17 protein-coding genes and 1 riboswitch are annotated in these 18,898 nt (G+C 60.2%); of the genes, 10 read left to right on the forward strand and 7 right to left on the reverse strand.

Features of this window, described 5'->3' with window-relative positions; genetic code table 11:
* Positions 1-123: 123 nt before the first annotated feature.
* The 3 genes from dnaG to ACTQ4R_RS11030 all read left to right on the forward strand — a co-directional run bounded on the left by dnaG (position 124) and on the right by ACTQ4R_RS11030 (position 4,081).
* Positions 124-1,941 carry a DNA primase gene (gene dnaG, locus ACTQ4R_RS11020; protein ID WP_441628626.1) on the forward strand — a complete coding sequence of 606 codons (1,818 nt, stop codon included), beginning with the start codon at positions 124-126 and terminating at the stop codon, positions 1,939-1,941.
* Positions 1,942-2,101: 160 nt separating this feature from the next.
* Positions 2,102-3,391, forward strand: a complete 1,290-nt coding sequence (rpoD, locus tag ACTQ4R_RS11025) for an RNA polymerase sigma factor RpoD (protein ID WP_441628709.1) — start codon at positions 2,102-2,104, stop codon at positions 3,389-3,391.
* Positions 3,392-3,613: 222 nt separating this feature from the next.
* Positions 3,614-4,081 carry a hypothetical protein gene (locus ACTQ4R_RS11030; RefSeq protein WP_441628628.1) on the forward strand — a complete coding sequence of 156 codons (468 nt, stop codon included), beginning with the start codon at positions 3,614-3,616 and terminating at the stop codon, positions 4,079-4,081.
* Positions 4,082-4,166: 85 nt separating this feature from the next.
* Here the strand turns inward: ACTQ4R_RS11030 and ACTQ4R_RS11035 are convergent, their stop codons facing one another.
* The 3 genes from ACTQ4R_RS11035 to recQ form a co-directional block, all read right to left on the reverse strand.
* Positions 4,167-6,668, reverse strand: a complete 2,502-nt coding sequence (locus ACTQ4R_RS11035) for an S-layer homology domain-containing protein (protein ID WP_441628630.1) — start codon at positions 6,666-6,668, stop codon at positions 4,167-4,169.
* Positions 6,669-6,861: 193 nt separating this feature from the next.
* A complete protein-coding gene (gene mgtE / locus ACTQ4R_RS11040; protein ID WP_441628632.1) occupies positions 6,862-7,872 on the reverse strand; it encodes a magnesium transporter in 1,011 nt (336 codons plus the stop codon).
* Positions 7,873-8,112: 240 nt separating this feature from the next.
* Positions 8,113-8,274: riboswitch (M-box (ykoK) riboswitch) on the reverse strand.
* Between the two features lie 54 nt (positions 8,275-8,328).
* On the reverse strand, positions 8,329-10,134 hold the full coding sequence (gene recQ, locus ACTQ4R_RS11045) for a DNA helicase RecQ (RefSeq protein WP_441628634.1): 1,806 nt from the start codon (positions 10,132-10,134) through the stop codon (positions 8,329-8,331).
* A 144-nt stretch (positions 10,135-10,278) separates the two neighbouring features.
* On the opposite strand from recQ, the gene ACTQ4R_RS11050 reads away from it, so the two are divergent.
* The 6 genes from ACTQ4R_RS11050 (at position 10,279) to ACTQ4R_RS11075 (ending at position 13,980) form a co-directional block, all read left to right on the forward strand.
* Entirely contained in the window at positions 10,279-11,208 is a 930-nt protein-coding gene (locus tag ACTQ4R_RS11050; RefSeq protein ID WP_441628636.1) for a sugar-binding transcriptional regulator, read from the forward strand.
* Positions 11,209-11,391: 183 nt separating this feature from the next.
* A complete protein-coding gene (locus ACTQ4R_RS11055) occupies positions 11,392-11,541 on the forward strand; it encodes a hypothetical protein (RefSeq protein WP_441628638.1) in 150 nt (49 codons plus the stop codon).
* Between the two features lie 5 nt (positions 11,542-11,546).
* Entirely contained in the window at positions 11,547-12,011 is a 465-nt protein-coding gene (locus tag ACTQ4R_RS11060) for a DAK2 domain-containing protein (protein WP_441628640.1), read from the forward strand.
* A gap of 49 nt (positions 12,012-12,060) precedes the next feature.
* Complete coding sequence (locus ACTQ4R_RS11065) at positions 12,061-13,059, forward strand: dihydroxyacetone kinase subunit DhaK (protein ID WP_441628642.1); 999 nt, start codon at positions 12,061-12,063, stop codon at positions 13,057-13,059.
* A gap of 12 nt (positions 13,060-13,071) precedes the next feature.
* On the forward strand, positions 13,072-13,644 hold the full coding sequence (locus ACTQ4R_RS11070; RefSeq protein WP_441628643.1) for a hypothetical protein: 573 nt from the start codon (positions 13,072-13,074) through the stop codon (positions 13,642-13,644).
* 15 nt (positions 13,645-13,659) lie between these two features.
* Positions 13,660-13,980, forward strand: a complete 321-nt coding sequence (locus tag ACTQ4R_RS11075) for a hypothetical protein (protein WP_441628645.1) — start codon at positions 13,660-13,662, stop codon at positions 13,978-13,980.
* Positions 13,981-14,062: 82 nt separating this feature from the next.
* Here the strand turns inward: ACTQ4R_RS11075 and ACTQ4R_RS11080 are convergent, their stop codons facing one another.
* A complete protein-coding gene (locus ACTQ4R_RS11080; RefSeq protein WP_441628647.1) occupies positions 14,063-15,133 on the reverse strand; it encodes a hypothetical protein in 1,071 nt (356 codons plus the stop codon).
* A gap of 189 nt (positions 15,134-15,322) precedes the next feature.
* Here ACTQ4R_RS11080 and ACTQ4R_RS11085 point away from each other — a divergent pair, with 189 nt between their 5' ends.
* The gene (locus ACTQ4R_RS11085) at positions 15,323-16,399 is read left to right on the forward strand and encodes a D-alanyl-D-alanine carboxypeptidase family protein (protein WP_441628649.1); all 1,077 of its coding nucleotides are present in this window, start codon (positions 15,323-15,325) and stop codon (positions 16,397-16,399) included.
* A gap of 37 nt (positions 16,400-16,436) precedes the next feature.
* On the opposite strand, the gene ACTQ4R_RS11090 is transcribed toward ACTQ4R_RS11085, so the two are convergent.
* The 3 genes from ACTQ4R_RS11090 to ACTQ4R_RS11100 form a co-directional block, all read right to left on the reverse strand.
* Positions 16,437-17,798 (reverse strand): esterase/lipase family protein, encoded by a 1,362-nt coding sequence (locus ACTQ4R_RS11090; RefSeq protein WP_441628651.1) that lies wholly within the window; start codon positions 17,796-17,798, stop codon positions 16,437-16,439.
* Entirely contained in the window at positions 17,795-18,616 is an 822-nt protein-coding gene (locus ACTQ4R_RS11095; RefSeq protein ID WP_441628653.1) for a 4Fe-4S binding protein, read from the reverse strand. Before ACTQ4R_RS11095 ends, ACTQ4R_RS11090 begins: the two co-directional genes overlap by 4 nt.
* 64 nt (positions 18,617-18,680) lie before the next feature.
* Entirely contained in the window at positions 18,681-18,893 is a 213-nt protein-coding gene (locus ACTQ4R_RS11100) for a hypothetical protein (RefSeq protein ID WP_441628655.1), read from the reverse strand.
* Positions 18,894-18,898: the final 5 nt, after the last annotated feature.

The raw sequence follows: 18,898 nt of genomic DNA on the forward strand, positions 1-18,898 counted from the left end.
AGCACTTCCTACAAAATTTTTTTATTTTTTTGTGAAAAAAAAGAGGAAATTCAAAAGTTAGGGGGTATAAGTAATTAGTCTGCTCTGAAATGCCCTGTTTTTTTGGTATGAGAGACGGGAAAGATGGCAAAACTGACCGAAAGGAGGGGCCATTCCATGGCGTTTCCCCAGAATTTTCTGGACGAGCTCATTGCCCGCAGCGACATTGTGGATGTGGTGGGCAGTTATGTGCAGCTGACACGGAAGGGCTCCAACCTCTTTGGCCTCTGCCCATTCCACAGTGAAAAGACGGGTTCCTTCTCTGTCTCCCCGGATAAGCAGATCTATTACTGCTTCGGCTGCAAAAAGGGCGGCGGCGTAGTGAACTTTATTATGGAGGAGGAAAATCTCACCTTCCCCGACGCGGTGCGGTTTCTGGCCAAGCGGGCCGGTATGGAGGTCCCCGAGGAAGAGGGGGACCGGGAGGCCGGCCGCCGCAGGCAGCGTCTGCTGGATCTGAACCGGGACGCCGCCCGCTTTTACTATCAGCTGCTCCAACAGCCGGAGGGCCGGGCCGTCCAGGACTACCTGGACCGGCGCCAGATCAAAAAGTCCACCGCCGTCAAATTCGGCATGGGCGCCTCCCTGGATTCCTGGGACACCTTGCTCACCGCCATGACAAAAAAGGGCTATACCAAGGCCGAACTCCTGGAGGCTGGGCTGGTGGTGCAGAACAAAAACGGCGGCCTGTACGACAAATTCCGCAACCGCCTCATGCTGCCGGTCATCGACACACGGGGCGATGTGGTGGCTTTCGGAAGCCGGGTGCTGGATAAGTCAGAGCCCAAGTATATGAACTCCTCGGAAACGCCGGTATACTCCAAGCGGCGAGTGCTGTACGGACTGAATCTGGCAAAGAAGACCAAGCGGCCCAATATCATCCTCTGCGAGGGCAATCTGGATATTGTCACCCTCCACCAGGCGGGCTTTGACAACGCGGTGGCTTCCATGGGCACCGCATTGACAGTAGAGCAGACCCGCCTGCTCTCCCGCTTTACCAAGGAGCTGGTGCTGTGCTACGACAACGACAACGCCGGCAAGATCGCCACGGAGCGGGCACTGCAGCTTTTGAACAACTCGGAGTTTACCGTCCGGGTCCTGCAGCTGCCCCGGCGGTTGGTGGACGGCGAGTATGTGAAGCAGGACGCTGACGATTTCATCAAGTTCCAGGGACCGGACGCCTTTGAGCGTCTGCTCAGCGGCAGTGAAAACGGCATTGAGTTCCGCATGGCCCAGGTGGCCGGGAAATACGACCTGGCCGACGACCAGGCCCGTGTGGCCTACTGCGAGGAGGTCAGTGACCTTCTCGCAGGCCTCAGCAGCGCGGTGGAGCGGGAGATCTACACCGCCCACGCCGCCGAAGCCGCCAAAATCACGCCAGAGGCCATGAAGCTGGAGGTCCAGCGGGCCTTCAAGCGCCGTCTGGCCCACGAAAAGCGGGCAGAGCTGCGGCGGGACCTAAACCCCGCCGCTCAGATGCAGCCAAAGGAGCGGTCTTTCCGCTACGACAACCTCCGTTCCGCCCGGGCGGAGGAGGGTGTTTTGCGGCTGCTGACCATGGACGAATCCCTCTTCGGCATCCAGCCGCCTCTGCGGTCGGACCAGTTCTCCTCTCCCCTGCTGGGAAAGGTGTTTGGGCTTTTGTGGCAGGCCCACGAAGAGGGGCGGCAGCCCTCCGTGGCAGCCCTCGCCGGAGCGCTGGACCAGGAGGAAATGAATCACATCACAGCCATCTGCCAGCAGCCGGAATCCCCGCAGAACGCCCGGCAGGCGCTGGCGGACTACATACGCATCATACAGACAGAGGCTGAAAAACGTGCCGGTGGGACTGTTGATCCCCTGCTGGCGGCCACAGAAAAATATAAGAACAAAAAGGGTACTGGAGGAAAGCAGCATGGCTAAAGAATTGGAAGAAATGACTCCCGCGGAACTGAAGGCGCAGGCAGACGCGCTGCTGGCGTCTGCGGACGCGGAGGTGGAGGCCCCGGCTGCAAAGCCTGCCAAAAAAGCCGCGAAGAAAAAGAGCACGGAGGCAAACGCCGCCCAGGAGCCGCCCCGTGTAATGACAGATGAAGAGGCCAAAAAGGCCGGTATTGTCCGCCTGGATGACAAGCAGGTGGCCGCTCTGCCTGCTGCCAGCTGGCTTATCAACAACGAAAAGCTGCGGGAGCTGCTGGCCAAGGGCAAGAAAAAGGGCAAGCTGGAATCCGCGGAGCTGATGGAGGCTGTGGACGACTTGAATCTGGAGAGCGAGCAGATGGACCAGCTGTATGACTCTCTGGAGGCGCTGAACATCGACATCAGCACCGATGACGACCTGCTGCCGGACCTGCCGGATGACGAGCCTGCCGCCGAAGAGATCGCCGATGTGGAGGAGGAAGAGCTGGTCGACCCCAACACTCTGGTGAACAACTTCTCCATCGACGACCCCGTCCGCATGTACCTCAAGGAGATCGGCAAGGTGCCCCTGCTGTCTCCCGATGAGGAGATCAACCTGGCCCAGGCCATGTCCGCCGGCAACGAGGCCTCCCGCCATCTGGCCGAGCTGAAGCGCCAGCGGGAGGCAGGCGAAGAGGTCACCGCTACTGCCGAGGAGGAAGCTGCCTGGCAGGCGGATTATAAAAAGGGTGAGGCCGCCAAGCAAAAGCTGGCGGAGGCAAACCTCCGTCTGGTGGTTTCCATCGCCAAGCGGTACGTGGGCCGCGGCATGCTGTTTCTGGATCTGATCCAAGAGGGCAACCTGGGTCTGATCAAGGCCGTGGAGAAGTTTGACTACACCAAGGGCTACAAGTTCTCCACCTACGCCACCTGGTGGATCCGGCAGGCCATCACACGTGCCATCGCCGACCAGGCCCGCACCATCCGTATCCCCGTCCACATGGTGGAGACCATCAACAAGGTCATCCGTGTCAGCCGCCAGCTCCTCCAGGAGCTGGGTCACGATCCCACCCCCAATGAGATCTCCGCTGAGATGGGGATGCCCGTGGAGAAGGTCCGCGAGATCTTAAAGATCGCCCAGGAGCCCGTTTCCCTGGAGACACCTATCGGTGAGGAGGAAGATTCCCACCTGGGCGACTTTATCCCCGACGAGGGTGCCAGCGAGCCCAGCGAGGCCGCCTCTTTCACTTTGCTGAAGGAGCAGTTGATGGATGTACTGTCCACGCTGACGCCCCGGGAAGAAAAGGTTTTGAAGCTGCGTTTCGGTATCGAGGACGGCCGCACCCGCACCCTGGAGGAAGTGGGCAAGGAGTTCAATGTCACCCGTGAGCGTATCCGCCAGATCGAGGCCAAAGCCCTCAGAAAACTGCGCCATCCCTCCAGGAGCAAGAAACTGAAGGACTTCCTAAACTGAGGAAGCAAAAACTTTAAGTAAGTTAAGTAAAAAAGAGACCATCCCAAATTTTGTGTAAAGCTCCGATGTGGTGTAGAATAGAAGCACCACATCGGAGGTTTTACATAGGAAGAAAGCGGAAACACCACCGAGGTCTGGTATCTCTCTGACCCCGGACAATGGGCGGCCGCGGCCCAGGCCTTCACCGCCCATGACAACATTCTCATCGCCCTGCCGCTGTATATGGAAAACATTCCCGGCATCCTGCTGGAGTTTTTGTCGGGTCTGAAGCCCAAGACGGCCCTCGGCACAAAGCTGGCGTTTTTGCTGCAGGGCGGCTTCCCGGAGGCCTCCCAGAGCCGGTGCTGTGAGAAGTATCTGGAGACCTTGCCCGCGCAGCTGGGATGCTCTTACGGCGGCACGCTCATCAAGGGCGACATTTTCGGTCTCAGCCTTATGAACGACAAAAACCGCCGGAAGCTGCTAGTTCCCTTCACGGAGATGGGCCGGTATTACGCCCGGACCGGGTATTTCGACAAGGCCGCTGTGAACCGCTTTGCCGGCCCGGAATATCTGCCAAAAGCCCAAATTCGAATGTTCCGCCTCATCGGACAGCCCGTTCAGCGTCTCTTTATGGGGCATATGGCCGGGAAGATGGGCTGCCAGACGCGGCTGGACGCAAAACCCTACGGTGCCTTTGTCCGCAGGTAAGCGGTCTTTTTCAGAAATCAACATAAAAGTCCCGGGGCATGACTTGCGTCGTCCCCCGGGACTTTACTTGCCGAGACGGAAGCGGTCACTCCCGGTACTGCTGCATCCGCCAGACGATGGCGGAGATCTGGCCCCGGGTCAAGGTGTTGTTGGGCTTGAAGGTGCTGGTGCCGTTGGAGAAATAGCCCTCCACGATACCGGCGGCGTTCAGCGCCCGCACATAGGGGTCGGAGGTGTCCGTGAAGGGATTCACGCTGGACAGGTCGGAGATGCTCAAGCCCAGGGCCTTGGCGGCCAGCTGCGCCATCTGCTGGCGGGTGATGGCGGCGTTCAGGTTCACGCTGCCGCTGACCAGGCCGTCAGCCTTCGCGGCGGCCAGATAGCCGCTGAACACGTTGGAGTCCGTGGGCGCCTGGGTCTGGTATCCGGCGGCCAGCATAATGAGCTTCAGCGCCTGTCCCCAGGTGACCGACTTGTTGGGCTGGAAGGTGCCGTTGCTGTAACCGTCGATAACGCCGGCATCAGACAGCTCCGTCACGTACTTATAGCACCAGGTGGCGGAGGTGACATCAGAGAAGGTCTTGACCTTGTTCACCACGCCGATGGAGAACACACCGCTGGCCACAGGGCTGCCGCTGCTGCCGTAGGCCACATAGGGGATCTCCACAGAGCCGGTGAAGCCACTGGCGGGCACGAACTGCAAAGAGCTGATTTCCGAATAGCTGTACAGGCTCGTGGTGGTGGCCTTCTTGCTGGAGCCGGCATACACGGTGCCCTTGGAGGAGGCGGGCAGCTGCAAAAGCTGGATGCAGTCAACGCCGTCACCGGTGGCGCCGGCCACCGCGATGGAGATGGATGCCGCCGGGAAGGTCACGGAGCTACCGGAGGTGGTGGTGCCGTAGATTTCGGACATGCTCTTGGAGGTAACGCTGATGAGAACGCTGCCGGAGGCGGAGCCGCCGTCCGTGCTGTACGCGGTGAAGGGGATCTCCTCGCAATAGTTGCTGCCGCCGGGGATGTAGGTCAGCTCACTAAGAGCGTAATCACTCTTGGAAGAGGGGCTGAAATACAGGGAAATGCTCTTGCAGGTGGAGTCTGTGATCCGCTCCGAAGAGGTCCCGTAGGAACTGGCGCCAAAGAAGTTATAGTACAGGCTGCCCACGGCAGGCGCATCCGTGATGCGCACATACGCCAGCGTGCTGCCGGGGCGCGTTTTCTTCATGAAGCGGGCAAAGTCGTTGGCGTTCAGCTGGACGGAATTGCCGGAGGTGATGCGGTAGATGATGTCGCCTGCGGCGGCGCCATCAGAGGAAGAGCCGGAATCCGCCTCGCCGATGCGGATGACCAGCTTGCCGTCGGCGTAATCGTCGTCGCCGCAGGCACGGAACTTCATCGTCACCGTGCTGCCATCGGCGTCATCGTCCGCCACGAAGGAAAGACCCTTGATGGGATAGTCGCCGTAATCGTCGCTGCTGTAATAGAAATCGTAGTCCTCCAGTTCGCTCTTGCTGAAGGATTCCTCTCCCTTTTCATCATAATCGTAATACAGCACACCGTTGGAGGTCTTATAGGAGCTGTCGGGATAGAAGGTCACATACCGGAAGGTATCGTCACACTCGTCCTCGTAAAACTCCTTGAAGTCCGAGCGGTCAAAGGCCACCTCGTCACCGGCGTCCACATCATAAGTGATGTCGCCCTTACTGCTACTGCTGCTACTGCTGGAGCTCACTTTGCCGATGCGGATCTTCAGCACGCCGTCAGCGTAATCATCCTCGCCGCAAGCGCGGAACTCCAGTGTCACCGTGCTGCCGTCGGCGTCGTCGTCCGCCACGAAGGACAGCTTGTTGAGGGGATAGTCGCCGTAGGCGCTCTTGCTGTAATAGAAGTCGTAATCCTCCAGGTCGCTCTTGCTGAAGGATTCCTCGTCCTTTTCGTCATAGGCGTAATACAAAACACCGTTGGCGGTCTTATAGGAGCTGTCGGGATAGAAGGTCACATACAGGAAGGTGTCATCGCACTCGTCCTCGTAGAACTCTTTGAAGTCAGCGCGGTCAAAGACCACTTCCTCTCCGGGGTCCACATCATAGGTGATGTCGCCCTTACTGCTACTGCTGCTCTTGGTATCCGCCTCGCCGAGCCGGATCTCCAGCACGCCGTCGGCGTAATCGTCATCGCCCCAGGCGCGGAACTCCAGCGTCACCTTGCCGCCGTCGGCATCGTCATCCGCCACGAAGGACAGCTTGTTGAGAGGGTAGTCGCCGTAGGAGCTTTTGCTGTAATAAAAGTCGTAATCCTCCAGGTCGCTCTTGGTAAAGGATTCCTCGTCCTTTTCGTCGTAGGCGTAATACAAAACGCCGTTGGAGGACTTGTAGGAGCTGTCGGCCTCAAAGGTCACATACCGGAAGGTGTCGTCGCACTCATCCTCGTAGAACTCTTTGAAGTCCGCGCGGTCAAAGACCACTTCCTCTCCGGGGTCCACTTCATAGATGATGTCGCTGGAGGCCGCCGACGCCGCCGGGACCATGCCCACCACCAGAGCCGCCGCCAGCACACACGCCGTCAGCTTCTGCTTTACAATGCCTTTCATTTTGACTTGATTCCTCCGTTCCTGGATACTTCAGCCAACGGACAAGCCACTGGCTGATAGCTGGCTTTTATTATACATCAACCGCCTATGGACTGTCTTGCGAATTTGTAAATTTTTTTCATTTCTTTTCCCGGCGCTTGACTTGCCCGTTTCCATACGTCTGTAACCGCCGTGCCTCCCGCGCTTTTTTCCGCTAAATCCCCAACAGCCAGGAGGCCATCTGGAAATAGACCAGCAGGGACAGGGCGTCCACCACCGTGGTGATGAGGGGGCTTGCCATCACCGCCGGGTCAAAGCCCAATCTCTTGGCCAGGATGGGCAGCAGTCCGCCCACCAGGTCCGCCAGGATGACTGTGACCGCCAGCGTCAAGCTGACGGTAGCCGCCACAGCGGTGCCGACGCTGCTCATCACCAGCAGCCGAAGAAAATTCACCGCCGCCAGCGCCAGGGCGCACAGGCCGCTGACCCGCAGCTCCTTCCACAGGACCCGCAGCCAGTCGGCAAAGCGGACCTGGCCCAGGGATAAGCCACGGATGACAGTCACCGAGGACTGGCTGCCGCAGTTGCCGCCGGTGTCCATCAGCATGGGGATAAAGGCGGTCAAGGCCACCTGGGCGGCCAGCGCATCCTCAAAGTGGGAAATGATGCCGCCGGTGAGCGTGGCGGAGAGCATCAGCAGCAAAAGCCAGGGGATGCGGTCCAGGAAGAGCCGGGCCGCCTTGCTCTCCAGGTACGGCTTTTCCGAGGGCATCATGGCGGCCATGCGCTCCATATCTTCCGTGGCCTCCTCCTGCAAAACCGCCATGGCGTCGTCAGCGGTGACCACGCCCACCAGGCGGTTCTCTCCGTTTACCACCGGCAACTCCAGCAGATCGTACTCCTCCATCAGCTGGGCGGCCAGCTCCTGGTCATCCTCCGGCTGGAGGGTGACAAAGGGGTGGGACATGACGCTCTCCACCAGGATGCCGCCCCGGGTCAGCAGCAGGTCCCGCAGCGCCACCTGGCCCAGGAGGGTGTAATCCTCCCCCACCACATAGCAGTGGTTCATATTGGCATCCGGCAGGCCCACCTGGCGGATGCGCTCAATGGCCTCGTTCACCCGGCAGCGGGGCGGCAGTACCACCGGCTCCGTCCACATGATGACAGCCACAGTGTCCTCCCCCACGGGGCGGACAGATTCAAACAGCTTCTCGTTTTTCAGCATGATCGTACCTCCTTGTTTTCCGGGAGCCGCAGCTCCATTCGACAGGGAGGCCGGACAAACCGCGCCTAACCGGGACAGACGCCTGGGGGCAGACTGTCCTGACGGCTGTTCCGGTCAAGGGCTTTCCAGTTGTCTGGCCTTCGACTGCCCGCGTCCATCTCGTTCACCTCACTTGTTCTTAACATCAATCAAAAAGACGCATGCCCCAACGGTGGGCATGCGTCTTGCTTCTGCGCTGTCTTTGACCTGCCACCGTTCAAGCTTCAGCTTCGCCGGGCGGTGAAATCGCATTAGGTCATGCCTTGCTTTCGACAAGCCCTGTTCAAACCATCGCGTGATGTCTCCATCACTTTGCGGCAGCGATCCATATCCCTGCGGTAGCCTTACCTACCGGACGCATTTTGATTGTAAAAACACTATATCCGAATTTTCTCCCGCTGTCAACCCACAGCCGTTTTAAAACTTTCGGATCTCCTCCAAGAACTGTTTTCCATACCGCTCCGCCTTGGCGCTGCCCACGCCGCCCACGGCCCGCAGCTCCGCCATGGTGGCGGGACGGCGGACCGCCATCTCCCGCAAGGTCTTGTCGCTGAACACCATATAGGCCGGGATGCCCTGGAACCGGGCGGTCCTGGCCCGCAGGCTCCGCAAATGCCGGAACAGCTCCGCGTCCTCCCCCTCCAGCTCCATAGGGATGGGACGGGAGGCAGGCAGTTTCTCCCGGTCGGACCGCATCAGCAGCGGCGCGGCGCCGTACACCACGTCCTCCGCCTTCTCCGTCAGCCGCAGCACGGGATAGGGACCGGCACTGGCCTCCAGCACCCCCGCCTCCAGCAGGCAGCGGATGCGCTCCCGGACCTCTGCCTGGGTCAGTTCCTTTAAAGCACCGTAGGTGGCCTCCCGGTCCATGTGGTACTTGCGGACCTTGTCCGTCACAGCGCCGCAGAGGGTCTCCGCGATGACGCCGGCGCCGAAGCATTGGCCTGTCTCCGCGATGCAGCGGACGATGAGCTTCGCTTCCCGGGAGATGTCCACCTCCTCAAAGTTATGCAGGCAGTTATAGCAGGTGCCGCAGTAGTCCGGAGCGGATTCCCCGAAATACTGCAGGATGTACTGCCGCAGGCAGTGGCGGGTCTGGCAGTAGCCCGTCATCTGCCGCAGGCGCTCCCTGTCCCGCTCCCGCAGACGGGCCGCCGTCACGGCGTCCAGATCCTCCCGGGGCTCACTGTGCTCGATGAGGTACTGGGCCGTCCGCACGTCCTGGCTGCTGTACAGCAGGATGCAGCTGGAGGGAGCGCCGTCCCGGCCGGCCCGGCCGGCCTCCTGGTAATAGCTCTCCATGTCCTTGGGCATGTTGTAGTGGATGACATAGCGGACATCGGACTTGTCGATGCCCATGCCGAAGGCGTTGGTGGCCACCATGACCGCCGCCCGGTCATAGAGGAAATCCTCCTGGTTTTGCAGACGCTCCTCCGGCTCCAGTCCCGCGTGGTAGCGGGTGGCGGCGATGCCCTCCTCCCGCAGAAAATCGCAGACCTCCTCCACAGTCTTCCGGGTGGCGCAGTACACGATGCCGCACTTGCCGGGCCGGCTGCGCACCAGCTCCAAAAGCGCCGCCCTCTTGCCGGAGGGCTGGCGCACCTCGAAATACAGGTTCTCCCGGTCAAAGCCGGTAGTGACGGACAGCGGTGATCTCAGCTCCAGCAGCTTCAGAATGTCCGACCGCACATCCGGCGTGGCGGTGGCGGTAAAGGCCCCCACCGGCGGCCGCTTGGGCAGGGCGTTCACAAAGGCGGGGATGTTTAAATAAGACGGGCGGAAATCCTGGCCCCACTGGGAGATGCAGTGAGCCTCGTCCACCGCCACCAGGGAGATGTCCGCCGTTTCCGCAAAGGCCCGGAATCCCTCTGTTTCCAGCCGCTCCGGCGCCACGTAGATGATCTTGTACCGCCCGGCCTTGGCCCGGTCCAAGGCCAGCAGATACTGGCGAAAGGTGAGGCTGCTGTTGAGATAGGCTGCCGGCACCCCCATCTGCACCAGAGCCGTCACCTGGTCCCGCATAAGGGACACCAGGGGCGAGACCACGATGGTGATTCCCGGCAGCAGCAGGGCCGGGACCTGGTAGCACACAGACTTTCCCGCTCCGGTGGGCATGACGGCCATCACGTCCCGGCCGGAGAGCAGGGCGTCGATCACTTCCTTCTGGCCGCCCCGGAAGGCGTCGTATCCGAAATAGGTTTTTAAAGCTTCTTCCTTGGTCATGGTTCTGATTCCTTTCTGTTTCCGTGCCATTGTACCACAGGCGGCGGCAAAATGATACCGCCGCTCCCGTTTTTCCCGGAGCCGCTGTTGCATTTGGTACATTTCTGTGATACTGTAACATATGTAACCAAGGAGGTGGAAACCATGCAGGACAAGACGGACAAGCTGCGGCGGCTGGCACTGGTGGCAAGACGCTATTATTTGGAGGACAAAAAGCAAAGCGACATCGCCGCGGAGCTGGGCGTTTCCCGCCCTCTCATCAGTAGGATGCTCAGTGAGGCCCGGGAGCTGGGGGTAGTGGAGATCACCATTCACGCTCCCGGTGAGACCGCCAACGCCCTTTTGCGCCGCTTGGCGGAGACCACCTTCCTCCACGGCGGTGCCCTGGTCAGCGACGGCGGAGACGACGGCCAGACCAATCTCGCCCTATGCCGGGAAACACTGGCACTGCTGGAGCGACTGGAGGCCCGACAGGTGGGCATCGGCTGGGGGCATTTCATCGGCCAGCTGGTGTCCTTGGTGGAGGCGGAACCGCCGAAGCACAGCGGCGTGAAGCACCTGTTCCCCCTCCTGGGCAACGCGGGCTTTCCCATCCGCAATTACCACTCCAATGAAAATGTCCGCATCCTGGCGTCGGCCCTGGGGGCGGAGCCTCACTTCCTGTACCTGCCCGCCCTGGCGGAAAGCTGCGAGGAAAAGGAGGTCCTCTGCGCCACGGAGCTGTACCGCCAGATGGACCAGCAGTGGCGGCAGATGGACACCGCCTTGGTGAACATCGGCAACTATCCCTCCACACCGGATTTCGCCTCCGTGGCCCGGTACGGTCCTCTGCTGCAGCGGCAGCGGGCCTGCGGCCGTCTGCTGGCGTACTTTTTCAACGAAAGCGGCCAAATCATCCGCTCCGACCACGATTTTGCCATTCAGCTGCCCATTGAGCACCTGGCCCAGTGCCGCAACGTGGTGGGGCTATGCTCCGCCAACACCAGCGTGCGGGCCCTGCGGGGCGCCCTGCGGACCGGGCTGTTCACCCATCTGGTGGCCCGGGAGCAACTGGTATCCCAGCTTTTGGAGTAAAGTAACATATGTAACGCTCTCACAGACGTACTGCTCTGTGAGAGTGTTTATTTTTTGTGCTTTTTTACATAGAATATTGATTTTTACTTTATCGATATGTAGAATTTGATTGTCATTTATTAACTTTTGTAACTATTTTGTTATGCTGCGAACAGATGTTAACAGTATAGGAGGCGTATGCACATGACCTTGGACCGGGCCGCTGTGGCGGCCATGCTGACCAGCGCCGCCAAATTGCTGGCGGACAACGCGACCGTCTCAGCGAGATCGACTCCCGCTTCGGTGACGGTGACCACGGCGTCACCATCAACAAGATCGCAAAGCTCCTTCTAGATCGGGTGCCACAGTGGGGCGACGAGAGCATCCAGGACTTCCTGGACGATCTGGGCACCGCCATTATGGAGGTGAAGGGCGGCTCCGCCGGTCCTCTGTACGGCACCATGATCGGCGGTCTCGGCGTGGAACTGGGCCCCGATGAAAGCGAGCTGGATGCCGACGGCGTGAAGCGGATGTTTGCCGGATGCCTGTCCGAGATGGAGGACATCACCACCGCCAAGGTGGGCGACAAAACCATGATGGATGCCCTCATTCCCGCGGTGGAGGCTGCCCAGGCGGCGGAGGGTTCTCCCAGGGACATCCTGTTGGCTGCCGCTGCCGCCGCCGAGGCCGGCGCCGTGGCCAGTGAGCAGTTCGTATCCAAATTCGGCCGTGCCCGCAGCTACAAGGAGCAGACCATCGGCACGCCCGACGCGGGTGCCGTATCTACCTCCCTGTTTATTCGCGGTTTAGCGCAAGGACTATAAAGCAAAAATACTTTATTTAAAATCTTAATATAACAGGAGGACTCCCGCCATGAAAATGAAGAAGTTCATCAACAGCCCTGACAATCTGACCGACGAGCTGCTGGACGGCCTGGTAGCCGCCAACCGCTCCCTCATCCACCGGGGTGAGGAGAACATGATCATCAATAACGCCTTGGAAAACGCCGACCGGGTCACCATCGTCACCCAGGGAGGCTCCGGCCATGAACCCGCCATCTCCGGCTTCGTAGGCGAGGGCATGGTGGACATCTCCGTGGTGGGTGACATCTTTGCCGCTCCCGGCCCCCAGGCCTGCGTGGACGCCATCAAGCTGGCGGACAAGGGCAAGGGCGTTTTGTACATCGTGCTGAACCACGCCGGCGACATGCTCACCGGCAACTTGACCATGAAGCAGGTGAAAAAACAGGGACTCCACTGCGTGAAGGTAGTCACCCAGGAGGACGTATCCAACGCTCCCCGTGAGAACGCCGACGACCGCCGGGGGGTGGTTGGCTGCATCCCCACCTACAAGATCGCCGGTGCCGCCGCTGCCGAGGGCAAGAGTCTGGAGGAAGTTGCCGCCATCGCCCAGCGCTTTGCCGACAACATGGCCACCCTGGCCGTGGCCGTCCGGGGCGCCACCCATTCCTCCACCGGCGCGGCCCTGGCCGACCTGGGAGAGGACGACATGGAGATCGGCATGGGCCAGCACGGCGAGGGCGGCGGCGGACGCCAGCCCTTGAAGAGCGCCGACGAGACCGCCGAGATCATGGTCAACGCCCTGGTGAAGGACATCGGCATCCAGCCCGGCGAGAAGGTCATGCTCATCATCAACGGCTCCGGCGCCACCACCCTCATGGAGCAGCTCATTATCTACCGCAAGTGTGAGCAGGTGCTGAAGGAGCAGAACATCGAGATCGTGGCCAACTATGTGGGTGAGCTGCTGACCGTTCAAGAGCAGGCCGGCTTCCAGATGTTCATGGCCCGCATGGACGACGAGCTGCTGCGGCTGTGGAACGCCCCCTGCAAGACGCCGTATCTCACGAAGTAAGGAGGCCCTCCCATGGCAGACAACATCGGCAACAAGGCCGCCCACGACTATCACCTGGACGTTCCCCCTGCCCAGGAGGGCTTTTACGTCAAGGGCAACGCCCACTGTGACTGGGGCATGAAAAACCGGCTGGCCCGGATGTTCGACCCCAAATCCGGCAACACCGTCATGCTGGCTTTTGACCACGGCTACATCATGGGCCCCACAGCGGGCCTGGAGCGCATCGACCTGGTGATCCCGCCCCTGGTCCCTTACGTGAATGTGCTTATGGGCACCCGGGGCGTCATCCGCTCCTGTATCTCCCCTGCTGCCCCGGTGGCCAAGTGTGTCCGGGTCACCTACGACTCCACCGTCCTCTATGACGACATGTCCAACGGCGGCGGCAAGAAGCTGCCGGAGCTGGAGGCCCTTGAAATGGCGTACCGCGCCATCGCCGAGGGCGCCCACGGCGTAGACATGGGCCGGAATATCTTCCAGTCCGACTGCCCCGCCGGTATGGCCGCCGCCATCGGCAAGGTGGTCCACGAGGGCTACACCGCCCAGCAGGCCTACGAGGTCTACGAGGAACTGAGAAACACCAAATAAGAGGAGGATATCCCAATGGCCGCCACTTACATGCACATCGGCATCCCCATCACCAATAAAAAGCCCGGCATGGTCTACAACGAGGGCGCCAAGTTCTGGGTCAGCAATGTGGATGGCTATGACTACAAGATCGAGTACCTAAAATTTGAGGAAGGCACTCCCTTCCCCGAGGTGCTCCACCGGAATCCCCATGTGGCCTACAAGGTGGACGACCTGGAAAAGTACGTGGCCGACGCCGACAGCGTTATATGCGGTCCCATGATGGACAATGAGACTGACCGGCTGGCTTTCGTCTGGAAGGACGGCGCCATTTTGGAGCTTTATCAAGAGGGCTGAACTTCTTCTGCCGCCGCGCCCAATGGGCGCGGCGGTTTTTGGCAAAAGGCAGGACCCGGCGCAAGCCAGGTCCCGCACCGCTTTATTGTCCCAGCCAGCTCAAAAGCCGCCCAGCCTCCAAAGCCGCTTGGGCCCGGACACCGTCAAAGTCCACGTAGGGGTTATAGACAGCTTCCAAAGCATCGTGGGCGGTTTTAGCCTCCCGGAGTGCCAGGATACCCTCCTCCCGCAGCAGTGCTGCCATTCGGACCTGGAACCGCAGCCGTGCCCGGCCATCCGCCTCTGTCATAGCATCCAAACGGATGCGGCGGTAGGGGCGTTTTTCATACTCCATACCCGGGCGGGTGGTGACGAAGGCCAGCCCCAGAGCGGGGATCAACAGGTGCTCCGGGCGGCTGGGGTCCTCCGGTGCCAGGCAGAGAATCGTGTCCCAGCCCCGGCCGACCGCCGCTTTGTGGAGATAGGAAAGAAGCTCCCCCGCCAGCTCCCAGCTGTCCGCAAAGGCGTATACCTTGGGGCACAAAACGTCCACGCTGTCAAACCGCCAGATGTATCCCCTGTGGGTGATGCTGCCCAAAAAACGTAGAGTCGTCCGCCCCCGCTGTCCGCCCCGTCCCCGAAGCTCCCGGGAGGCGATGCCTTCCACACGGCGTCTGGCCCGCTGGCTGTCAAAGCTCTTGGCTACCGCGCCCACAGCGTCCAACTCCACCTGGCGGGCGGCTTTCAAATGGCGGTACGCCCGGGCATATGCCGCCTGATAGGCCGCCGTGTGGGCCTTCACCTCCGCCGCGGACGCCTTGGCTGCCGTTAGGTCATAAAACCGCCCCAGGTCCACGTAACGGTCCACCGCCGCCGGATACCGGGGCTCTACCACATGGGGACTGGTGCCATCCACCACGGCGCAGCGGAGCTCCGGCAGCACTACGCCATCCAGAGAATCCGGGTCTCCGGAGCACCACAGATACTCCACCGGCGTGCCCGCTGCCTCCATGGTGCGGCCGATCTCCCGCATGAAGGTGTTCTTCCCGACACCGGGTCCTCCCTTCAGCACCATCAGATCGTATGTATCCTCCAGATCCACCACCTGGGAAAACAGGTCACGGAATCCCTCGCCGCTGTTGGCTCCCGCAAAAAAGTTGGTAACGATCGCCATATTGAATCCCCCTTAAAGCATTTACCACAGGCTATGCAAAAACAGCCCCGCTTGACAGTGATTTGAGGGAATATCCCGCCATATCCCCGGTCACAAATCTTTTCTTTCATTTTCAAAATCCGGTGGTGCAAATATCCATTTCGTCTGTTATAATGATGAAAAAAGCACGCAAAAGACAGGAGAGCGAACATGGACGGCGAATACACCTCCCCACTGACAGAAGAAGAGCGGGCCGCCCGGCGCAAAGCGCGCATGGCAGTCCGTAAAAAAAAGCAGCAGGCCCGCCGCAGGCGGCAGTTTTTGCAGCTGTTTCCCTTTTTCCTGCTGCTGATATTGATTTTGCTCCTGCTGAGCGCCTGGGTGGCCAAGCGGGAGCCCAAGCAGGCCGAAACACCGGCGGACCAGCCCCAGGCCATGCCGGCGGAGGTCACGCCCCAAGAGCCGGAGCCGCCGGCAATTTACACCGCCGGTGAGACAGCGGACACCATCCAGTTGGGGGAAGAGCTCCCCAGCGCCTATGCCGTGGTGGTGGATGTGGAAAACGGCACCATACTGGCGGAAAAGGATGCCAGGGCTGTGATCAGCCCCGCATCCATGACCAAGATCCTCACGCTCCTGGTGGGTGCCGAGCACGTCACCGACCTGGATGACACTTTCACCATGACCATCGACATCACCGACTACTGCTACGTCAACGACTGCAGCGTGGTGGGGCTGGAGGTGGGCGAGACCGTTTCCGTCCGGGAACTGCTGTATGGCACCATCCTCCCCTCCGGTGCCGACGCCGCCCTGGGTCTTGCCACCTACGTGGCCGGGTCCCAGGAGGCCTTTGTTGTGCTGATGAACGAAAAGCTGGAGGAGCTGGGCCTCAGCGAGACCGCCCACTTCACCAACTGCGTGGGACTGTACGACCCGGAACACTTCTGCACCGTTTACGACATGGCCATGCTCCTGCGGGCCGCCATGGAAAACGAGCTGTGCCGGGAAGTGCTCAACGCCCGCACCTATGAGACCGCTCCCACGGAAGAACACCCGGAGGGGCAGATCCTCTCCAACTGGTTCTTGCGGCGCATTGAGGACAAGGACACCGGCAGTATCAAGGTCATCGGCGCCAAAACCGGATACGTGGCCCAATCCGGCAGCTGCGCCGCCAGCTGTGGCCGGGATGCCGCAGGCAAGGAGTATATCTGCGTCACCGCAAACGCATACAGCTCCTGGCGGGCCATCTACGACCACGTGGACCTGTACAGCAAATACTGCAACTGAAAAATACCAGGTCGGCGCTTAGCCGGCCTGGTATTTTTTAATATCCGCGGTTTTTTAAATTTGCCACAAGGTTTACATAAAATTCCCGCACATCGAAGCCCGGGATGTTCTCCCGATTTAAGTCCACCACATCGCCGTGGGAGATGCCCCGCTTCCCCGCCGACTCCAGCAGCGTGAATTTACTGCCCCATTTTGCGGAGTCTACAGATACCAGCCCGTCATTTTTCCCGTCGAAGTGCTTCACAACGGGATACGTGGCGTTCAGAGGAAATTTTCCGTGGCGGGCTTTTTTGCAGTAGGACATGACGCTCTCATACACCACGCCGGGCATATCCGGTGTGGCCTCGTTCCGGGCAAGGCAGGCGCTCTCCGTCAAATCTGACACCGCCGCCAGGAAGTCTGGATTCTCGTCGCCCAGCCGCCGCAGCGTGGCATTATAAGCGGCGGCCACCTTCTGCCGGGCGGCCTGCGGCACCTTGTTCAGCAGGTATTCCGCGTAAATGCAGCCCCGGTGAGGGGTATTGATGGTGGTGAGGGTCGCCACATAGGGCGCCATACCCGCGTGGGCGATGGCGGAACGGCTGTCCAGTCCCCCCTTGGAATGGGCGATGATATTCACCTTTTCGCAGCCGGTCTCCGCCAGGATACTTTGGATACGGGCGGCCAGCTCCTTGCCGCTTTCCTCCACGGAGGCGGCGGACTGCTGCTGTCCGTAGTAGACCGCAGCACCATTGCGCTTGAGCTCCTTTGGGATACGGCCCCAGTAGTTGAGATAGCGGAAATCCCGGAAAAACACGCCGTGAACCAGGAGGATGGGGTATTTCGTCCTGCAGACCTCACTCTCGGCCCGGACCTCATCCAGCTCCCATTTCTCTGTTTCAAATTCCACCTCATCAGAGGTGATGCGGATGATCTTCGCCAAGTACCAGATGTTCAAAAAGGGTATCCAGCCGCAGAGGGCCGCCAGAACACGGTGCTTCAAGCCCAGCTGAACGGAGGTCACATAGACCCGGAGCATGCCGTTCCAGAACAGGATGGCCTCCAAAACCGCCATGGGAATGGCGCAGATCATCCAAATCACCAGCAGAAGCCCGGAAAAAAAGCCGCCGCCTTTCGCCATGCGAATGGCAGAGGGAAGCCACAGCAGCATCCAGACCACATTGATGGTCACAGTGATGAGGAACAGCCGCAGCAGCTCGCAGCCGGCGGCCAATTGATGGATGCGTTTCGTGGGAGCTGTCTGCGGGATGGGCCGCAGGTTCACATACGCAAAGCCCGCTAAAAGCAGCAGGCAGGCTTCGATACCCAGGGGCGTCGACCCCAGCAGCATCAGCACGAAAGCGCCATTGGTGGCTGCCAGCAGCACCAGCACAAAAAGAAGGCGGCGGAGAAAATTCACAAAAACACCTCATTCTCTTTGGGCGCAGCGAAGGTCTGCTCCAGCATTTTCACATGGGACAAAAAGGCCTCGTCATCAAAATACTTGGCCTGCTTCGTACACTTGCGGACACAGGCCTGGCACTTGATGCAGGTGCCGGGGACGTGGGCCGGGTCCTGGGGATCGATGGCACCCATGGGGCAGAAGCGGACACAGGCGCCGCAGCCGTTACACCTTGCCGCCTTCGTTTTGGGCTTGGCCTTTAGGAATTTGGTGGGCTGGCCGTCGGTGCCCTTGGGCACGTAATAGGGAGCCGCCGGGTCGCCAGGGACCCGGGCCGGAGCCGGAATATCTGTCAAGTTATTTACCTTGTCAGCAACTCTCTTCGCAAATTCCTTCATCTCAAACTGGTCGCTCCAGCCGGGACGGCCATAGGCCAGCTCGTCCGTGAAAGCATGGCGGCCCACAAAAGCGCCGGCGGCCACGGTACGGAACCCGTCCGCCTCCAAAACCGCGCACAATTCCGCCAGGGAATTATCGTAATTCCGGTTGCCAAAGGTGACGGCCGCAACTGCCAGAGCTCCATTTCCATGGAGGCGGGTCTGGAAATCCGGCAGCAGCTTATTGGGCATCTTGCCGGCGTAGGTAGGTGTGCCCACTACTACGATGTCCCTATCTGTAAAGGTATATTCCTTTTCGCGTTCCAGAGGTTTTGTAAAGCCGATCCGCTCCAGCGGCAGCCCCAGCTTTGCCGCCAGCTCCCCGCCGATGGTATCCACTGTTCTCTCCGTGTTGCCGGTGGCACTGTAACACAGGGTCCAAACCTTTTCCAGTTTCATGAAAAAACCTCCTCCTTTGTAAAAACAGGCACCCTGTGGCGCAGGGTGCCTGTTGCCGGTTCTGTCAAAGAGAAAAATCCGCCTCGCTGAGCTTTTCCGTATCCAGAGACACGGGGCGGGGCGGCACCCGTTTTAGGGGGTCATACCGGAAGGAGCGGCAATGGTCCTCCACCATCATGATGCCCCGCTTGACGCAGGCCACCTCCCGCTCGTTGATCTGCTGGCCCCGCTGGCAATAGGCGCAGCGGGGGTCCATGTCCTTGCGAAAGAGTTTCACGTCTT

Source organism: Dysosmobacter sp. Sow4_B12, from assembly GCF_052116665.1.
Taxonomy (GTDB): Bacteria; Bacillota; Clostridia; order Oscillospirales; family Oscillospiraceae; genus Oscillibacter.

What these genes read in the sequence shown, in the direction of transcription:
- recQ (WP_441628634.1), bottom strand. Translation starts at nt 10,134, where the DNA reads ATGACCAAGGAAGAAGCTTTAAAAACCTATTTCGGATACGACGCCTTC.
- mgtE (WP_441628632.1), bottom strand. Translation starts at nt 7,872, where the DNA reads ATGCTGAAAAACGAGAAGCTGTTTGAATCTGTCCGCCCCGTGGGGGAG.
- ACTQ4R_RS11080 (WP_441628647.1), bottom strand. Translation starts at nt 15,133, where the DNA reads ATGGCGATCGTTACCAACTTTTTTGCGGGAGCCAACAGCGGCGAGGGA.
- rpoD (WP_441628709.1), top strand. Translation starts at nt 2,102, where the DNA reads ATGACAGATGAAGAGGCCAAAAAGGCCGGTATTGTCCGCCTGGATGAC.
- ACTQ4R_RS11075 (WP_441628645.1), top strand. Translation starts at nt 13,660, where the DNA reads ATGGCCGCCACTTACATGCACATCGGCATCCCCATCACCAATAAAAAG.
- ACTQ4R_RS11070 (WP_441628643.1), top strand. Translation starts at nt 13,072, where the DNA reads ATGGCAGACAACATCGGCAACAAGGCCGCCCACGACTATCACCTGGAC.
- ACTQ4R_RS11055 (WP_441628638.1), top strand. Translation starts at nt 11,392, where the DNA reads ATGACCTTGGACCGGGCCGCTGTGGCGGCCATGCTGACCAGCGCCGCC.
- ACTQ4R_RS11085 (WP_441628649.1), top strand. Translation starts at nt 15,323, where the DNA reads ATGGACGGCGAATACACCTCCCCACTGACAGAAGAAGAGCGGGCCGCC.
- ACTQ4R_RS11095 (WP_441628653.1), bottom strand. Translation starts at nt 18,616, where the DNA reads ATGAAACTGGAAAAGGTTTGGACCCTGTGTTACAGTGCCACCGGCAAC.
- dnaG (WP_441628626.1), top strand. Translation starts at nt 124, where the DNA reads ATGGCAAAACTGACCGAAAGGAGGGGCCATTCCATGGCGTTTCCCCAG.
- ACTQ4R_RS11065 (WP_441628642.1), top strand. Translation starts at nt 12,061, where the DNA reads ATGAAAATGAAGAAGTTCATCAACAGCCCTGACAATCTGACCGACGAG.
- ACTQ4R_RS11035 (WP_441628630.1), bottom strand. Translation starts at nt 6,668, where the DNA reads ATGAAAGGCATTGTAAAGCAGAAGCTGACGGCGTGTGTGCTGGCGGCG.
- ACTQ4R_RS11030 (WP_441628628.1), top strand. Translation starts at nt 3,614, where the DNA reads ATGGAAAACATTCCCGGCATCCTGCTGGAGTTTTTGTCGGGTCTGAAG.
- ACTQ4R_RS11050 (WP_441628636.1), top strand. Translation starts at nt 10,279, where the DNA reads ATGCAGGACAAGACGGACAAGCTGCGGCGGCTGGCACTGGTGGCAAGA.